This window comes from Aliidiomarina soli, from assembly GCF_003986975.1.
Lineage (GTDB): Bacteria > Pseudomonadota > Gammaproteobacteria > Enterobacterales > Alteromonadaceae > Aliidiomarina > Aliidiomarina soli.
In genome coordinates this window covers 276,351-294,409 of record NZ_PIPO01000002.1, presented here as the reverse complement: position 1 = coordinate 294,409, position 18,059 = coordinate 276,351, and the positions used below count along the sequence as shown (strand labels likewise).

Sequence of the window (18,059 nt, the reverse complement as noted above, 5' to 3'; positions counted from 1 at the left end):
TTGTATGTTATTAAAGCTAAATTGAAATTCTTTGGCAAAATATAACAGCGCCAGATAAGCAAAAACTTGTTGAAATTTCAGGTAGATGGCCGATACATAAGCTGATGACACCGAGTGCGACGAAAATTCTAACTGAAGTCATGTGAACCCGTAGAAAGGTTTTTTGGACGGAGTATTTAACTAATGAGTGTTTGTTTTTTTGTTAAGCCGATCGTAAATAGGGACACTGCATTAGCTTGGTTGCTTGTCTGTTTTCTGGCGTTAACTACATCGGCATGTGGTGATAGCAACACAGACGATGGACAATCAGTCGCGCCTCCACCCGAGGAAACACCGCCCCCCACTGGTTACCTACCAGAACCGGATTTTGAATCAGCCCCTAGCGCAAACACTCCATCGTTGCCGAGACCGGATGGTCCCTCCTTGCCACCACCGCCCGCCGAGCTTCGACTCTCTTCGACTTATGTTAAGAGTGATCAGTCTCAGCCGATTAGCGGTCTTACGGTAAGCTCTTCTGAGGATGAAAATGCCACTAACACCCCAGATAAAGTAATCGATGGGGACTTAACTACCCGTTGGGAAAGTGCCTGGAGCGACGCTGGTGATAGCGCTGACGACGCTTGGTTGCAGTTTGATTTTGGCTCTAAAACCGCGATTGGTTATATGAAGCTTTACTGGGAAAATGCATACGCTGACGAATATGCTATTTATGTCTCTGATGATGCACAAAACTGGTACCAATTGCGTTACATCACCGGCGCTAAAGGGGGTACAGAGGAGTTTTTTAATCTAGATATTGATGTTCGCTATGTTCGTCTACAAGGTATCAACCGGCACACTCAATATGGGTATTCATTGTTTGAGGTTGAATTTAAAACACCGGGCCTCGACACCTCAATGCCAGTGCTGGATACCTCTTATCAATCCTTCCCATTAAGTGGTAGTGGTCGACAACCGCTGCCAGCCCCGGCCGAACCAGTTGAACGCCTAAGTTTCACGTTAGCTGACGGCACTTTGGTTACCCGGTTTGGTATGGTGGGACGTTCACGTCACGCTCGAGAACGTGGTGAGGAATGGAACGAATACGGATTTGGCCCGAATGAAACCGTTGATACATATGGTAACCCGGTTGATCTGGGGCCTGGCGCACATCTAAATTTTGTCGCTAATTATTTTAATAATCGTACCTGGGGTGTGGAGTTTATCGACAACAGCAACGTTGCTGGTGTCACTGCCCCGGAAATTATTGTTAACCAGTATTATCAGCAAGCGCAAAAAGGCGGAGGGCACTCCTTTGTACGCCGGTTTGATGACCCGAACGTAACGGGTTTCGGTTGGATGAGCCCAGGTAATCTGCTGGATGATTCAACATACCTTAGTGACGGCGCTCCCTGCCCGGTCGTTGAAAAACCGGCCAATGGCGTACTATTAAATCCTAACAGCGGCTATGACGGTGTCATTGGGGCTAATGATGGCTGCAGTGTGGTATTTGACACCTACCCAGCCCATCGAGCGCTGTCTGCCAATGCCGATGGCGTATTGGTGCCAAATGGGGATACTGTGGCAGCGAGAGCGTTGAAAAAAGGCGATATTATTGAATTCACGGGCTCATTTTTTTCTACTCGTGAAGTTATGGATTCTATTGGCGATAACGGTGGTTTTCGCTATTACACCAACGAGCTAACATATGTTATGGGTCAGGGCTTACGCCCTTGGTATGGTGTGCAACCCAGGTTAATGAATCATCCCTTGCCTGATAGAACCTTGCAAGGTGGCCTGGGCTCTGTGTCTTACGATTACGCGGACAATGCCACTTTTATATTTCAGCAGCCACACAACAATATTGGTATGCAAAATATTCAGCGCTTTATGGAAGGGCGGCGTTGGCTACATACTAATTTATGGAATGGCGAACATAATGAAGATGGCAATGACCGCAATGATGCAGGTCGATTCCTGCAAGGGCCGCATTTTAATCAGTCATCCTGCTTAAGCTGCCACATTAGCAATGGCCGCAGCGTGGCGCCCGTCCTACGGAACCAACGGCTGGATACTATGGCTGTGCGCGTTGGCGCGATCAGTAGCAATGCTAACGGTAACTACCTGCCACATCCAATTTACGGTCAGGCAGTACAGATGAACGCACGCTCCACCACCACAGGGGTCGCGCAAAATTGGGGGAATGCCGTAACTGTTACTGGCTTCGAAACGAAAAATGTGCAACTTGCCGACGGCACGGTGGTAGAGCTACGCAAACCAGAAATTGCCTTTGAAGGTCCCACTCCTGAAGCCTATTCATTGCGATCAGCTCAACCATTAATCGGAATGGGCCTATTGGAAGCAATCGCAGATGAAACTATTTTAGAGCGTGTTCGCACCACTCCTGATTCTGATGGCGTTCTTGGTACCGCTAATTATGCTTACGATCCGGAAACCGGTGATGTACGCTTAGGACGTTACGGCTGGAAGGCCGCTAAAGTTAGTCTGCATCATCAGGTCGCGAATGCGGCTTTACTGGACATGTCTGTTACCTCTTCCATTTACCCGAATCGAGACTGTTTGGCTGGCCCCAAATACTGTGATGCTGCAAGCGGAACAGAACCAGGTTTACCAGATGATGCGCTACAGTTAATGACAGAATATCTGCATCTGCTAGCCGTACCGGCACAGCGCAGCTTGGTTAGCGGCTTTCCTGGAAGTGTGTCGCCAATGGCGTATTTAGATGTTAACCCAGCACAAATAGCTCAGGGCGAGCAAGTATTTGAAGCTATCCGCTGCAATGCTTGCCATATCAGCGAAGTGCAAACGAGCGCCCGCTCACCGTTTGATGAAGTACGCAATCAAACTATTCGACCCTATACTGACATGCTACTGCATGATATGGGCGAAGAGCTGGCCGATAATTTTTCCGAAGGTCTGGCAAGCGGAAGCATGTGGCGAACGCCAGCATTGTGGGGTCTGGGATACGCTGAACACGTTGCTGACGGTATACCTGTCGGTTATTTACACGATAGCCGCGCGCGCACGCTGACCGAAGCTATATTATGGCATGGCGGAGAAGCTGAGGTTATTAAAAATCGTTTTGTGGACCTCCCTACAGATGAGCGTGAAGCGCTACTGGCTTTCTTAAAGTCGTTGTAGCATAAAGCGTGAGACAAAAAAATATCACGACGCAAACTTCTCGGGAACAGTTCTTCACAGGAGACACAGCGATGACCGTACCTGACCATCCGTCTTTCGCCCGTTGGTACTCTGAGAGCAAAGAGGCACCCTATGTGGGTACACAGAAATCTCCGGGAGGCATTTTAGACTTGCTTGAAGTAACGCGCCCGGCTTGCGAGATGTCTCGCCCGGGTCTGCCGGATCTGGTCCTTACTCAGGACATGCTCGGTGGCAGCCGTGTACGCGGTAGTTCGGGCGGGGGGGATTTTGACGTCACTAGCGAAAAAAATAGTCTCTATCTTTCCGCGCCGAACTTTGCCAATACGCTCATGGTAGACATCAGCCATCAACTTCGCTGTGTGTCGTTTCCAGTGGCAAAATGGAGGAATGTGCTGGACGAAGCCACCGAAGGCAAGCTCTCGTTTGATAACATACAGATCCACAGAGGGCCATTTCATTCGGCAACCATTCAATCATCGCTTCGGAATCTATGGGCTCTGAGCGACCAAGAAGAGGGAGCGCCGTCGCGTTTGTTGGCTCGGGCCGCAGGTTGCGAGATCCTTGCCGAGCTTTGCCGTTTGAACGAGGCACCATTCACGCAGACAACGGGGGGCCTTGCTCCTTGGGCAAAGCGGCGTTGTCAGGAGTTGCTGCGCGCACGGCTGTCGGAAGACATCAGCCTCGACGAGTTAGCCGCCGAGGCGCAGTTGTCACCTTTTCACTTCACGCGCATGTTCAAACAAAGCTTTGGTGTACCACCACGAGTTTACCTGACGCAACTAAGGATGGAGAGAGCTTGCGAGCTTCTTGAGCAAACGGACCTTTCAATCACGGAGGTTGCCGTTGAAGTGGGATACTCGTCCAACCAGGTACTCGCCAGAGTATTCAGCAAACATCTGCACATGAGCCCGTCCGATTATCGTAAAAAAATCCGCGTCCCGGTTTGCATCAGCATCTAGCAATAAATTATACCAGTACCAGTGATTTTAGCCGAAGTTATGAGCGAATCACTTTATTTTAAGTACGGATCAGTTAGTTTTATTTGCGTTGGTGAAGAGCGAAGTAAAAGCCAACAAATAATACCAACCGTTAAGATTAGTCCTGTGCGCAATAGATCTACGTACAACTGAGGTATGTATAAAATAAGATTATCAATCAGGCCTTGTTGAATTGAGTTTACCGCCCCATGCGCCAGGGCAGCGGGCCAAAAGCTTCCACTCCTGATAGTAAGCCAACCAAGGAAAAGCGAAGCACCGATCATCTGCAGTGGGAATAGAACAAAAGCGCCAAAATAAGGATAGTCTGGGAAATTATATCCGAAAAGCAAGCCAGGAAGATGCCAAGCCCACCAGATTAAAGCAAGCACCATTATGCCCGTCAAAACGCCATACTGACGAGTTAATTGCCCTTGCAAGAATCCTCTCCAGGCAAACTCTTCTCCAGTAGCAGCTACTAAATTGATGATGGAAAATACAATACTAGTCACAAGAATGTTTACTAAAAACAATAACCATCCTTGAAACCCTATGCCCAGTATCCAGGCCTCCCCTGAAACATCGACACCGGTCAATTCAAAACTAAACCAACCTGAGGATGCCAATCCCGTAGCAACCAATAATCCTACTACACCAAATCCAATAGCTGTTTGCACTACAACACCTAACGGTAAATAGCGTACCTGACCCAAACGCCAAAGCACCTGCGCTCGAACTTTAGGAATACGAGCAATAAAAATAAGCGCTAACACTGATGGGGACCACATGACACAAAAGAATACAGCAGCGGTAAAACTGCTCTCTATACCGAAAATCATGATTGCAGGTATTTGTGCTCCCCAACTTACAACGAGGGACAACAAAACATATAAGGCTATTGCATTAGGCTTCAAACTATTTCTCCTGGATCCATTCTTTAATATTAAGAATAACGATTTCTATCAAGAGGCTTGTCAGTTACTGCAAGACTTCCATCTTTATTTTCTACCTTCAAACAACCTACCCACCCCTTCCAGGTGACGAGTCACCAACGGTTGATAATGAATTAGTTTTAAGTCGTTTATAAACAAGCATTCCTTATTCATAAAGTCTTTATAAAAAGACTCCTGATTCTTACTTGTTACCTCTATACCCATTTCTGAAAATTCTCGCCCTAAACCTTCTATAAGTCCTTGAAGCGCTGAGTTAATCATGCAAGGCAATGACGACAAAGCAGTAAACTCATACGATTTTTCGTAAATAACTTGAGTTACTTTGCAACCATGCTGCGACGCTAGTCTGTCCGCCAATATTCTATATATTTCAGTTACAGCAATTATTTGCCTTGAAATATATTCCTCTATAGCATTTGAGGAAATGGCCTCGAGAGGACCAAAGATGAGATTACCCGGAAAGAAAATAACTTCATCAAAACGCTTAAAATTCAAAAAGGCCCGCTCAATTTCATAGTTCAAGCTCCAATCATCTTTGTGGTTACAAATGCTAGACGTGGAGCTTCTATTACTCTCGACATCAGTAAAATAATCGTCTGCAAAGTTTAATTCCCAAACGGCTTTATCAGGAGCTTGAATCGTTCGAAGAAACTGCTGAGCAAATAACGTTTTACTGTTAATCAATAAGTATCTGTACATTACTCTTTCACCTTACTCTTCTTTCGTCAGAGCTGTAGTATCGCTGACCACCACCTGCGGATCATCTCTAGCCAGGTTTGCGAGTTGGTATGGTTGGTAATCAATCAGAACCTGTACTAAATTTTCAGGACAAATAGTTGAAGTTAGATACTTCGAGTAAGTTTGAATTAATAAACGAGCATCGACGACAATACTTTCCCCTACTCCTATTAGACTGCCATTCAAAATGGCGATGCGGTACTATCCATATGTATAGTATCCCCTTTGTGGTTGACAGGGCCGTACTATAGAGACTGAAAATTGGCAATTCATAGATGGCGATAAGATTATTACTGTTCGCTCGTAAAGGAGTTTCAAAGGCAACAATGGTTTATTCCCGAATACAGTTGCCGAACCCAGGAAGACTGCCTGATGATCTTCTTGCACAGGATGGTCTCAACAGGATTAATAATAGTAAGGTTGTTTAAATAGACCATTTAAATTTTAGAATACGTAATGCTGAATTTCTGAATTTTATTGACTTGGCACTTCCCTTATCATTAAGACCAGCCATCAAGTGAATAGAACATATCCATGAATAATTTTTTTGTTGTCATTTTTGCCACGGTAACAGGTTATTTAAATACCGCTGTAGCGGCAGACAATGTACAAGAAGCCTCAATAGAGATTTTGAAAGGTAGTGGCAGTATCCAGGGATTACGTGTTGCCTATAAACCATGGTTGGCCCATCTGGCAGATATAGCGTTCGTAGGGCGGGCCAGTATCTACCTTGAAGCTAGTTTGAACCTATGGCGCCACGACAAGCCGACTCTCTATGACAATAATATCGCCCTGGCGTTTTCACCAGTGATACGCAAGGAATTTACTACCCTTATTGATTACCCGGTTTCCTGGGAGCTTGGAATTGGTATCAGTGTATTGAGTGAAAGACAGTTTGGTGGGAAAGATCTTGGGTCATACTTCCAATTTGAAGACCGACTGGGTCTAGTCTTACACCTTGACGACTCAAAGCATTTGGCTTTGCGGTATATACATTACTCAAACGGCGGATTTTCAAACAACAACCCGGGAATGGACTTTTTGAATTTAGCATACAGCTGGCAATTTTAATGCTATCAGCATGTTACTTGTCAGAGACTCTTTAGTATTCTTTTACAACTGTCCGCCAGGAAAGTTCCACATCCCTATTCTTACCTGGCGGGCGGTTTTTTTAAGGTGATAACTGAAATCTGCACTCGCTAATCCTGCTCTGGAATAATTATATATGGCATCAACTCACGCTTTTAATCATTCGATATACTTCCCGCCAAAATTTCCAGGATAAACTCTATTGCTTCGGGTGATTGATAGGCATTATGGGCTGAGTGAACGACAACTTCTTGTTGAGCATTCTTCATATGCGCACTGCTGTATTCGACTACACCATCAGTCATGTCAGGACAGTTCAAAACGTCGGAGCAAGTGGCTGGGTTGTTGTTACCAACCACAGAAAAAAAAGGTACCACTGGATGTAGTTTACTAAGTTCTTGTATAAGTGGATGTTGGGGTGAAAGAACTCTAACGCTGTCAGGCCCTGTTCTTGTCATATAAGGTTTCATTTCGGGCTTAACGAATTTTTCGACACCTCCTTTCCAGATTGAACTGAATAGTTCCCGCATACTAATTGGAAGTCTGATTATCGCACTAGCTACTCTTGCAAAAAAGCGCTCTGAAATGGCGCTTCCCTTATGGGGAGTCTCGATAAATACTACTCCTTTAACATTGCGCTCAGGAGTTATAAGAAAAATCTCCTTAAATGCCTCGACGTCATCTTCATATAGTCCAAGATCGTCAGGCCCTACACTGAAAGTCCTGTCCCACAAGTGCATGCCACTATTAACCACAAAGAGTCGGCTTATAATTCCCCCCATACTATGACCGATGATCCACATTTCATTATTGACCAAAGATTCGCTTGGAAAATTAAGTTCGGATTTAAGTTCCGCCAACTTACTCTTTAGCAGCATGGCACTATAAAATGGCGGGGGGCCGGAAGGATAAAATGCATGCCAAATCTGGTATCGCTCTGCTAATTTGGGATCTGAGGAAAGCGCCCAACTTAATCTGCGCCAAATCATCGGGCTTGAATTTAGGCCGTGAATCATCAGTATCGGTATTTTATGCGGTACGATTTGCTCTATGGCATAAATACCAAGTTTGTCTTCTACCTGATCGGATAAAAACAGACCTGTTAGTTCGTATTCTCCGATCTTCGCTGCTTCGGCTAGCAATAGGTAGCTTGTTGCCAAGTCGTTAACTACTGGATAAAGTCTACTGCCACTTCTCCAAAACGAATTGTGGGGTCGCTTAAGTTCTAAATTTAGTACAGGCAGATTAGGGTTGCTAACGTCCAGGCTCAGTGGCATCGCGGCTAATGGCCTGAAAACACCCTCCTGCGGATAAAATTTATCTAAGTTTTCACCGTTATTCGCTCGTTGCCCTACTAAAGCTACACCAACAGAGGTGTCATTCGGCGTAGTCGTTGTAAATGCATCAAGAGATCGAACGTCTGAGGAAAAATTAATATTATCAAAGACTTTGTAATCATAAGACGATCTATCAATTCTGACTTTGAAATTTATGGGCTGGGTATGTGTATCAGATAAAGCCAGTCGAACTAAAGGCTCTAATGATTGGTTAAATAGTAGAATGGCTTCAGCAGCTTGCTCATCTGTTAGGTCAAGTGAGAGCCAACGTTTAGCACATGTAAAAACTAAAAACGAAGCTGAATATGTCTGAAATGATTGCTCCGCCAATTGCCTGCATAAAACCGGAATTTCATTATCAACCACTGAGGTAATAATGGTAAACCTTTCTATAAACTGAGGATCCAATTCGCTATTAGTTAATAGCTCATAAGAGTCGATTCCGATGTACCTTGGTGAACTGCAAGCACTTAACAAAAATAGTGATGAAATCAAAAAAAACCGAAACATTGGGAATAATCCACCGAAGCTGGGAATATTCAACTTAATAGAAGCGGACTCTTATACAATTTATAATTATGTAAGCGACCGCTTATCGTTATGATAGACGGTCACTTACATAGTACACACTTAAAACACCAAGACTGGTGTAACCGTCACCCGCATTGAATGCCTATCACTTATGGTTAATTTAACTGCACTGCAATTTTCGCGACATGATTTCCTTGGAAGCGAGCCATGGTAAGCTCTTTTTCTGACGGTTGTCGTTTACCATCTGCACCTGCGATACAGGCAGCACCAAGCGGCGAACCGCCATTTAATTCTGTTATATCCGCCAATTCAACACAGCTATATGGTAGACCGACTATCACCATGCCATGGTGAAACAGTGAAATATGAAATGTCTGAATGGTGGTTTCATTGCCTCCACCTGTGCCAGTCGATGTAAATACACTACCAATTTTACCAATAAGCTTGCCCTGTGCCCAAAGACCGCCAGTTCGGTCGAGGAAATTACGCATCTGCGACGCCATATTGCCAAAGCGAGTGGGTGTGCCGAAAATAATTGCGTCGTAGTCTTCCAGATCTGCCGGTTCCGCAATTTCCGCTGTTTGGTCTAACTTCACACCAGCAGATTTTGCAACCTCAGGCGGCATAAGTTCTGCAACTCGTTTTATATCTACTCTAACTCCAGATACTTCTCGCGCTCCTTCAGCAACGGCATTCGCCATTATTTCGACATGCCCATATGATGAATAGTAAAGTACTAGTATACGCTTCATAAAATCCCCCATTCTTTATTATCTAACAATGTTTTCAAAAATTAAATTTAGCGGTATTAACGCGCTAGTTGAAATCGCGTCCGTTATACAGAGCGTGCCGTCAGCTCCAATTTATGGCTTGAGTCGAAACTTCTGAAGTGATGAACTATTCTCTCAACTCCTGGCTTTAAGCCAAAGTCTTGTCTTACATTCAGATAAAAATCGACTGCTCGGGTGTTTGGCTGATCGAAAAAGACAATTTTGCGCAATTTACCTTCAGCAATTAAGTGCTGCACGTCAGGATAGGGCAACCAGGCATAACCGATACCGTCACACACTAACTCAATCGCTGAACTCAATTTATCTACTGTCCAGCAATTATGAGTGGCGGATGCACCTCCCGATTGGGTTGCAGCCTCCCGGTCTACCTTAACCTCAGTGTGCTTCCTTAATGCATTCGTCGAAACGACATTGGTGCTATCAAAAGCTAAGTTTTTTGTGCCAACAACCGCCACATAGCATACGCTGAGTACGCTTTTTACCGAGAATCCCGACTCCGCCGAATTAAGTACTGATAGAACGACATCTGAATAATATTCATCGTCAAAAGATGCTGTTGATACCTGAGTGATCTCAAGCTGTTTCAACGAGAGTTCGCTGCTCGTTGATTGCAGCACGCTTCTTAGGATCCCGATTGGAAACAATTCATCAACCGCTATTTTTATATTTGAGTCTTGCAGATTCGTCAGTCCAGAAATGTAAGATTCAAGGTTATTAGCATCTGATAATAGCTTTTCTACAAGGCAGAGTATTTTCTTGCCATCCGACGTTAACAGGGTTTTTCGGCCTTCTACCTTCAGTAAACTTACGTTTAGCATTTCCTCTAGTTTAGTTACTGAGTGATGCACTGAAGATGGGCTCTTAAACACTTTTTCACTGGCCTGAACAAAACCACCATATTTTGCAACTGCCTGGAACATGTGCCATTGTTTGAGTGTTACTTTGTTCATAGTTTTAGCCCTCAACCACCCGATATAGCCCTACGCACTGTCTACTTAACAAGTTATCTCTACGAATATTATTCTAACCAGTACTCAGTAAAATGAGACCTATACATAAGCATAGTTTCGGTCTCAGGTCGTTTCTCTTAGAATTTCTTGCTACTGAGAGCGACTCACAACCACGAGTGCCTTCTGGCATCTGAACTATCTCGATACAAGCGTTGTGAAGACGATATTACCGGAAGACCTAATGAGAAATATGCACAATAATTCAAATGCTCTGATCAGCATTCTGGTATTAATAATCATTTGTTACGCTCCTTCTAAGGCTTACCCGGCAGACACAGTATATGCGGTTATAGACCTGCCTCCTTTCGGGTGCCAGCCCTCAGGTAATGTTGAATGCATTAACACTAAATATACCCAAATCGTCGTTAACGCGATTGATGACGAAACCGATACTATTCAAGCCTTCCCCTATCCCAGGGCATTAAACATGTTCGAGACAGGACAATCCCCGATACTCATTGCATTAACGAATAAGCGACTGATGAAACAAGCACATGTTATTGAGCTGTATTCTGGAGACTTTTACTTAGTCAGTATGGGATTGGAAGTTTCATTGGAAGGCAGGACAATTTCTTACCTCAGAGGGGCTGATGTCCAGAAAGAAATTGCAAGTTCTGTTGATGCTACGCCATTTGAAGTCAATGATTATCGTCAGATGGATATGATGATAGAAGCAAACAGGTTAGCTTACGTTATCATCCCGCGTTATATATATGAGAACAAGGCAGATAGTATTTTCAAAAATACGGAGATTTTATCGGAGCATAGCCTACCGATTTTACTTTATGTAAATAAGAACGAGTCGAATTATCTGGAAAGGATTAAAACGGCGTTATCAAAGACCTCGTTACCTAGCTCTGAGCAATATCGCCACCTATTTTATTAACCGAAGCTAAGCTACATATATGAGCCTATAAGCATGCGAAAGAGTCGTCAATTTGTATAGCTATACAAACGGATAATGGTTTAAGACGCTGCGCAATTCTATTATGCGGGTAGCTCTGACAATTTATGAAGACCAATAAGGTAACGGCCTGATGGCCACTTACCAGCATAACACGTTGAATTTTAAAATGTTTTCCAGAGAGACACTTCTTCCCGCATAATATTAGTCGCGAAAAGAAAATAGAACAGACACCATTCCCAAAGACAATGTCTAGCACCTGAGGTAATAATTCGGCCAGCGCTATATGGCTGCAGCAATTAACTTAAGGCTCCGCACTCAAAAGGGCCTATACGCGCCTAAAGGTATAGGAGTCATATGCAGAAACCTGATGGTACAGAAGCTCTGATTGCGATTGTCGACGATGACCCGTCTGTCCGCGCAGCGTTAAACAACTTATTAAGTTCAGCGAGCTATAAGACCCTGCTGTTTGAATCAGCCGAAGCCGTATTGCAAAGCGATATTTTATCTAACATTAGTTTTATGGTGCTTGACGTGAAACTAAAGGGTGCAAGTGGCATTGAGTTGTTTGAACAGCTTAGTGCTGTCGATGTAAATATTCCAACTGTGTTTATCTCGGGTAATGCAGATCTGAATACCCAGTTGCGTATAGCTCGTGGCGGGGCCGTGCTATTTCTACCAAAACCTGTGGATGTGGAGCTTTTGCTGAGAACTATCGACGAAACACTGAAGGTCTAAACTCTATCACCTCTCAATAGTTGGCGTTGGGTAATAAGGGTAATGAATTTTAGCGCGTTCGGATAGCCTCTGCTGCCACTTCTTGCGTACTCATGGGGAGCGGTCGAACTCGAAGAGAAGCTAAAGCGAATCACGAACTGCTCGACGGTAAGCAGACGGACTTTTATGCTGGTATTTAAAAAACACCCGAGCCAGCACCTGGCTAGAAGAATATCCAACTTTCAAAGCTATTTCCGTGATTGAAAGGTCCGTTAATGCGAGAAGTTCGCAGGCTTTCTCCATCCTTAATTGCGTCAGGTAGACCCGTGGTGGTACACCAAAGCTTTGTTTAAACATGCGTGCGAAATGATAAGGTGACAGCTGCGCCTCCGCGGCCAACTCATCCAGGCTGATGTCGTCAGCCAACCGCTCGCGCATAAGTTCCTGACAATGCCGTTTTACCCACGGAGCAAGGCCGCCTTTTGCCAAAGTAAATTGTGCTCCACTAATCCGACACAACTCGGCAAGAATCTCACAACCCGCAGCTTGAGCTAACAAACGCGATGGAGCGCCCTCTTCGTCAGACAATGCCCATAGTCGCCGTAGCGATGCTCGAATAGCTGGCGAATCAAACTGCCGACCGTAACTAAAGGAAGTGTCGAATGAGAACTTGCCATCTGAGGCTTCGTCAAGCAAGTTTTTCCATTTCTCCATAGGGAACGCCAAGCTGCGAAGCTGATGGCTTTCTTCCATAACAGCCGAAGTAGAAAAATTTGGCGCAGCGAGGTTGAGTCCGCCTCTTTCGCTTTTCAAATCGAAGCGCCCCCCGCCTAAATTGCCACTGACACGACTCCCCCCAAGCAAGTCCTCATAGAGGACGATCTCTGGCAGTCCAGGGCGGGACATGTCTCCGGCCGGTCGAGCTACTTCAATCAGTTCAAGGATTCCACCTGGGGATTTCCTCGTCCGCAAATAAGAGGCTTGTCCGCCCTCGCAGTACCATTGGGTGAAAGACAACTGGGTAGGTTTGATCACTGTGATACCTCCCGCAAAATGAAAATCACAAAATTTTGGTTACGTATCTCGCCCAACCATATGCCAGCCTGGCCTGAAAAAAGTATTTCGATTTGCTGCATAGTGCTTAATAGTTAACAAAAAATAATGTCGAACAAGGTCAATGACCTCTGCACAACGTTTATTTTTTCAACACAGTGAGAAACGATAAACCCTTTTAGCATAACCGACGTGCATGCAAAACAGAGTTTTCCTTACATCTCGAATGACGATTGTTCTACAGGAGCACTGGACACGCCCTGTTCCTTACTTGCAATAAATCAGCGCTAAGTGCTAAAGCAGGTTCGTACACGAACTGCCCGGCGATAATCGGAAGGGCTCATATGCTGATATTTGAAGAAAACCCGGGCAAGTACCTGGTTGGACGAGTATCCAATTTTAGTGGCTATATCCGTGACTGGAAGATCTGTTAATGCGAGAAGTTCGCAGGCTTTCTCTATCCGCAATTGTGTCAGGTAAACTCGAGGAGAGACACCAACGCTTTGCTTGAACATGCGTGCGAAGTGAAAAAGTGACAGCTGCGCTTCGGCAGCTAACTCATCAAGGCTGATATCTTCCGATAATCGCGCGCGCATCAGTTCCTGACAACGCCGCTTTACTCCTGGAGCAAGGCCTCCCTTTGCCGCAGTAAATGAAGTCCCACTCAACCGGCACAACTCAGCAAGAATCTCGCAACCGCCTGCCCGAGCCAACAGTTGCGAAGGCGCTCCCTCTTCTTCCGACAACGCCCACAATTTTCGTAGCGTTGATTGGATGATGAGCGAATGAAATGCTCCTTTATAAAGTCGTAAGTCTTCGACCGAGCCACCACCAGCTTCGTCAAGTATATTCTGCCAGTGAGCCAGGGGGAAAGATAAGCTACGTAGCTTATGCCTCGTGCCGGCAATGACCGTATTGGCAAAGTTTGGCGCGGCGAGATAGAGAGAGCCTTTCTCACTCAACGTCTCAAAACAACCACCTCCGGCATTACCCCGAACACGACCGCCACCTAATTGATCCTGATACAAAACCAGTTCTGGCAGCGCGGGGCGAGACATATCACCGGCTGGCCGCTCAATCTCGATCAAATCGAGAATGCCACCCGGGCTTTTACGCGCTCGCAAATATGATGCCTGCCGACCCTCGCAGTACCATTGGGTGAAAGAGCGAACATCATTTAAAATCATTGGTCTATCTCATATGGAATGTCTTAGCCATCCTTTCAATCAGCCCTTCCGGCCAACAATCCGATACTAAGCGTTCACCTACTACTATTTTAGAATATATTCCCCGGACGACAAGATGATAGGCGTATAGGTGGAGGTCTATTGCCTATGCATTGCCCTTTTTAATTCAAGCCAAGTTCGCACTCAAACGTTGTGCTCCTAATGACTTTGCGCAAGATCCGCACGGTGACAGCAATTTCTGCACCGCACCATTTTTCGCCTCGCTCTATAGTAATAAAAGTTAGCTTATTTCGGACGAATCTCCGCGAGCCTTTGAAACTTTGTTGGTCGGCGTCCGGCCACTTGAAATTTTGTTTTCCCGCGGACATTAGATTATTACCTCATGAAGCACCAAAAACTACAGATTTCTGACGACGTCAGTAACCAACAGTTATCTAAGCTGCTTAGGGCATCCAAAGCAATCGCTGAAGCAGTGGATTATGCAACGTTATTACACACCCTGTTATCCATCATTGTGGAACAGACTGGTGCGAAGCGGGTACTGATACTAAAACCACAACGCGATAGTCTGATACTGGAAGCTAGAGCACACTCTGCCTCTGAAGGGGTTTTGATCGAACCTGTCCGTTGTGAAGCGAACTGGGATGAGTTACCAAAATCCCTGATAAATACAGCTATACAGACACAAAAACTACTGTATGCGAACATCGGTCAGCAAAGCACACCTTATGATCTCGACCCTTATTTTCAACGCTTTTCCGGTTTCACTGCTCTTTGCCTGCCAATGATTAAACAAAATAAGTTAATTGCTTTATTTTACATGGAACTCAACTCAAAAGAGGAATCGTTTAGTGAGAGTTACCTTAGTGTACTCACTTTTTTGGCTACACACGCGGCTGCAGCGATAGAAGCCGCCTGCTTACAGCGTCGTATCGATGAGGTGAGCCTACAGCACCGGCAGCTAGAGCGCGCATTGCGGCTGGCCGATAAATCGTTAGCTTTAGGTGAGAAAATAAGCAGAACAGGCAGCTGGCGCTGGGATCTACATAAGAACACTTTAGTTTGCTCCAAAGAGTTTTGTCATATCTTTGGTTTAGATCCTCAGCGCCGCTCTATCTTGTTTACTGAATTCGCTGCTTGTATTCATCCAGATGACAAAGATGCTGTGTTGGATCAAATTAACCACTCTATACAGACGGGAACAGCCATCAATGTGGAGTACCGTTTTCTTAAAGCAGACGGTAGTGTTTTGTACCTAACGGGGCAAGGATGTCCGGTATTCAGCACTGGCAAACACATTGACTATGTTGGAACGGTAAATGATGTGACTGCGCAGCGCGCCGCAGAGAATGCGCTACGTGCCGCACAAGAGGAGCTAGCCCGGGTTTCACGGATTACCACTGTAGGGCAGTTAAGCTCGTCTATTGCTCATGAAATTAATCAGCCTTTAATGTCTATTGTCGCCAATGCTGGAGCTGGGTTGCGCTGGCTGCACCGACCCGTTCCTGACTTGCAACAAGTCAGCGCCAGTTTGCAAGCTATAGCAACCGAAGGACAAAGGGCAGGACAAGTTGTGGAAAGCCTGCGAACTTTGACTAAAAACACGAAAGTAGTGCTAAGTGTTCTGGATATACATGATGTGCTGAAATTTAGTTTGTCCATCGCTCGTCGGGAAATGGAACGACGCCATGTATCACTAATACTAAACCTGGACTCAAAGTTGTCACATATTCGCGGTGATATGGTGCAATTACAACAGGTGATATTGAACTTAGTAATGAATGCGATAGAAGCTATGAGTGAAGTAAGTAACAAATCAAGAGAATTGATCATATCTACTTTTACAGAAAAGGATCAGGTTATTTTTATCAAGATTGAAGACACAGGGCCTGGCATCAGTAATCAAATAAAGGACCATTTGTTTGATGCTTTTTATACTACTAAAAAAGACGGCATGGGCATAGGCCTGGCAATTTGCCATTCTATTATTAATATGCACGGTGGCAAATTATCTGCAGCGGCACGTCAACCTGTAGGTAGCGTATTTTCATTCTCTATACCTATAGCGAAAAAATAAAACACAAAGCTTAAATGGAGAAAGTAAATGAACGGCATGGTGATAATAGTGGAAGACGAAGATCCGGTGCGCGCTGCGTTGGTCAGGCTACTACAGTCAGCGTGCTATACAGTTCGTGATTTTGCATCAGGCAAAGATTTTTTCAATAATCCCATGCCAGAAACTCCGGCGTGCTTGTTGCTGGATATGCAAATGCCGGACATAACAGGGATGGAAATTATTGAAAAGCTAGCCAGCACTGACGTGAATATGCCGGTTATTTTTATAACAGGGTACGGCTCTATTCCTATGAGTGTGCAAGCGATGAAGTCAGGCGCCAGAGAATTTTTAACCAAACCTGTGTCTCCTGAAGCATTATTAGCTGCAGTTGATGAGGCGTTAGAATCAGATCGGGCTAACCTACAGCATCGTATTGAGCAGTGCGAGTTTACAGCGCGTTATAACTTGCTAACCCCCCGGGAACAACAAGTACTAAAATTTATTATTGGTGGTTTGATGATCAAACAAATCGCGGCGGAGCTAGCTGTCAGTGAAATAACCATCAAGGTTCATAAAAAGCATATTATGAACAAAATGCGTACCAAAACGATTACCGATCTGGTGCGGATTACTGAACGCTTACATATAGCCCAGGCCAGAGGGATCTGAGTTTCAGGTTATTCACTCTTTAATATCATATTCTAAGATTAACTAAATAAGGTTCTCAGATGCGCGTTTGTCGTTATTCTTCTGCTGCGGTGTTATCTGTAGCTACATTATGTAGTACTACGGTATCGGCACAGCAAACTGCTCCTAAAGGCTTTTTATACGGTATGGGTATAGGAGTAAATCAGGAGATCTACCGCGGCTATAGCAACCGCACGATACCTGTACCCATACTGGGCTATCACGGCGAAAAGTTATCCATTTCCGGCCCTTTTATCAGTTATCAACTGCTGGCGCTAGACAACATCAGTTTCAGCGCTAAGTTGACACCACGGTTTGCCGGCTTTGACGAGTCTGACAGTAGTGTGTTTAACGGCATGGCTAAACGCAAAGATTCACTGGATGGCGGCATTAGTATGCAATTACGTCACAAAGGCTGGCGGCTGGAAGCCGATACAGTGTTTGACCTATTAGGTAATTCCAACGGCAGGGAGTCGGAACTGACCGTAGGTTACAGTTACATTGCCGGGGTGGTAATGATTGAACCTACGTTTGGTATCAGTTATTCCGACAGCAAGCTGGTTAATTACTATTACGGTGTACGCCCGGACGAAGCGACAGCTCAACGCTCGTTTTACCAGCCCGGCAGCGCAGTTAACTACAACGCCGGCTTCTCTCTTAGCACGCCAATATTTTTTGGCGGTTGGACCAGGCTTGGTATAGAGCACCATTGGTACGAGAGCAATATCAGCGATAGTCCGCTAACCGACCGCGATAAAGGGTTGTCAGCTTTTCTATCCTGGTCGACATTTTTCTGAGTTAACGACGTAGAGCCTGCACTATCTGGTGCACGGCCTACAGTTGTAGGCCGTCTCTGGTCGCGACATCACA

The 18,059-nt window shown here is 45.2% G+C and carries 15 protein-coding genes; 8 read left to right on the top strand and 7 right to left on the bottom strand.

Annotated elements, in window-relative coordinates:
- The first annotated feature begins 423 nt into the window (after positions 1-423).
- A complete protein-coding gene (locus tag CWE14_RS04965; RefSeq protein WP_241972328.1) occupies positions 424-3,141 on the top strand; it encodes a di-heme oxidoredictase family protein in 2,718 nt (905 codons plus the stop codon).
- Positions 3,142-3,212: 71 nt separating this feature from the next.
- Positions 3,213-4,121, top strand: coding sequence for a helix-turn-helix domain-containing protein (locus CWE14_RS04960; RefSeq protein ID WP_126798388.1), 909 nt, complete (start codon positions 3,213-3,215; stop codon positions 4,119-4,121).
- A gap of 53 nt (positions 4,122-4,174) precedes the next feature.
- On the opposite strand, the gene CWE14_RS04955 is transcribed toward CWE14_RS04960, so the two are convergent.
- Together CWE14_RS04955 and CWE14_RS04950 are read right to left on the bottom strand one after the other, a co-directional pair.
- A complete protein-coding gene (locus CWE14_RS04955) occupies positions 4,175-5,050 on the bottom strand; it encodes a CPBP family intramembrane glutamic endopeptidase (protein WP_126798387.1) in 876 nt (291 codons plus the stop codon).
- Between the two features lie 84 nt (positions 5,051-5,134).
- Complete coding sequence (locus CWE14_RS04950) at positions 5,135-5,788, bottom strand: Rossmann-fold NAD(P)-binding domain-containing protein (protein WP_126798386.1); 654 nt, start codon at positions 5,786-5,788, stop codon at positions 5,135-5,137.
- Positions 5,789-6,361: 573 nt separating this feature from the next.
- Between CWE14_RS04950 and CWE14_RS04945 the strand changes: the two genes are divergently transcribed.
- Complete coding sequence (locus tag CWE14_RS04945; RefSeq protein WP_241972327.1) at positions 6,362-6,898, top strand: acyloxyacyl hydrolase; 537 nt, start codon at positions 6,362-6,364, stop codon at positions 6,896-6,898.
- Between the two features lie 173 nt (positions 6,899-7,071).
- Here the strand turns inward: CWE14_RS04945 and CWE14_RS04940 are convergent, their stop codons facing one another.
- From CWE14_RS04940 to CWE14_RS04930, 3 genes are all read right to left on the bottom strand, one after another.
- A complete protein-coding gene (locus tag CWE14_RS04940) occupies positions 7,072-8,763 on the bottom strand; it encodes an esterase/lipase family protein (RefSeq protein ID WP_126798384.1) in 1,692 nt (563 codons plus the stop codon).
- A gap of 176 nt (positions 8,764-8,939) precedes the next feature.
- Positions 8,940-9,536, bottom strand: coding sequence for an NAD(P)H:quinone oxidoreductase (gene wrbA / locus CWE14_RS04935; protein WP_126798383.1), 597 nt, complete (start codon positions 9,534-9,536; stop codon positions 8,940-8,942).
- Between the two features lie 83 nt (positions 9,537-9,619).
- A complete protein-coding gene (locus CWE14_RS04930) occupies positions 9,620-10,525 on the bottom strand; it encodes a LysR family transcriptional regulator (RefSeq protein ID WP_126798382.1) in 906 nt (301 codons plus the stop codon).
- Positions 10,526-10,766: 241 nt separating this feature from the next.
- Between CWE14_RS04930 and CWE14_RS04925 the strand changes: the two genes are divergently transcribed.
- Together CWE14_RS04925 and CWE14_RS04920 are read left to right on the top strand one after the other, a co-directional pair.
- Positions 10,767-11,471: a hypothetical protein gene (locus CWE14_RS04925; protein ID WP_157981778.1), complete on the top strand. Its 705-nt coding sequence runs from the start codon at positions 10,767-10,769 to the stop codon at positions 11,469-11,471.
- Positions 11,472-11,846: 375 nt separating this feature from the next.
- Positions 11,847-12,227, top strand: a complete 381-nt coding sequence (locus CWE14_RS04920) for a response regulator transcription factor (protein WP_126798380.1) — start codon at positions 11,847-11,849, stop codon at positions 12,225-12,227.
- Between the two features lie 120 nt (positions 12,228-12,347).
- Here CWE14_RS04920 and CWE14_RS04915 read toward each other — a convergent pair whose 3' ends face one another.
- Together CWE14_RS04915 and CWE14_RS04910 are read right to left on the bottom strand one after the other, a co-directional pair.
- Positions 12,348-13,241, bottom strand: coding sequence for a helix-turn-helix domain-containing protein (locus CWE14_RS04915; RefSeq protein ID WP_126798379.1), 894 nt, complete (start codon positions 13,239-13,241; stop codon positions 12,348-12,350).
- Positions 13,242-13,546: 305 nt separating this feature from the next.
- On the bottom strand, positions 13,547-14,446 hold the full coding sequence (locus CWE14_RS04910; RefSeq protein ID WP_126798378.1) for a helix-turn-helix domain-containing protein: 900 nt from the start codon (positions 14,444-14,446) through the stop codon (positions 13,547-13,549).
- Positions 14,447-14,828: 382 nt separating this feature from the next.
- Here CWE14_RS04910 and CWE14_RS04905 point away from each other — a divergent pair, with 382 nt between their 5' ends.
- From CWE14_RS04905 to CWE14_RS04895, 3 genes are all read left to right on the top strand, one after another.
- Positions 14,829-16,523: an ATP-binding protein gene (locus CWE14_RS04905; RefSeq protein ID WP_126798377.1), complete on the top strand. Its 1,695-nt coding sequence runs from the start codon at positions 14,829-14,831 to the stop codon at positions 16,521-16,523.
- A gap of 27 nt (positions 16,524-16,550) precedes the next feature.
- Positions 16,551-17,171 (top strand): response regulator transcription factor, encoded by a 621-nt coding sequence (locus CWE14_RS04900; protein ID WP_126798376.1) that lies wholly within the window; start codon positions 16,551-16,553, stop codon positions 17,169-17,171.
- 164 nt (positions 17,172-17,335) lie between these two features.
- Positions 17,336-17,986, top strand: coding sequence for a MipA/OmpV family protein (locus tag CWE14_RS04895; protein WP_241972326.1), 651 nt, complete (start codon positions 17,336-17,338; stop codon positions 17,984-17,986).
- The last annotated feature ends 73 nt before the right edge of the window (positions 17,987-18,059 follow it).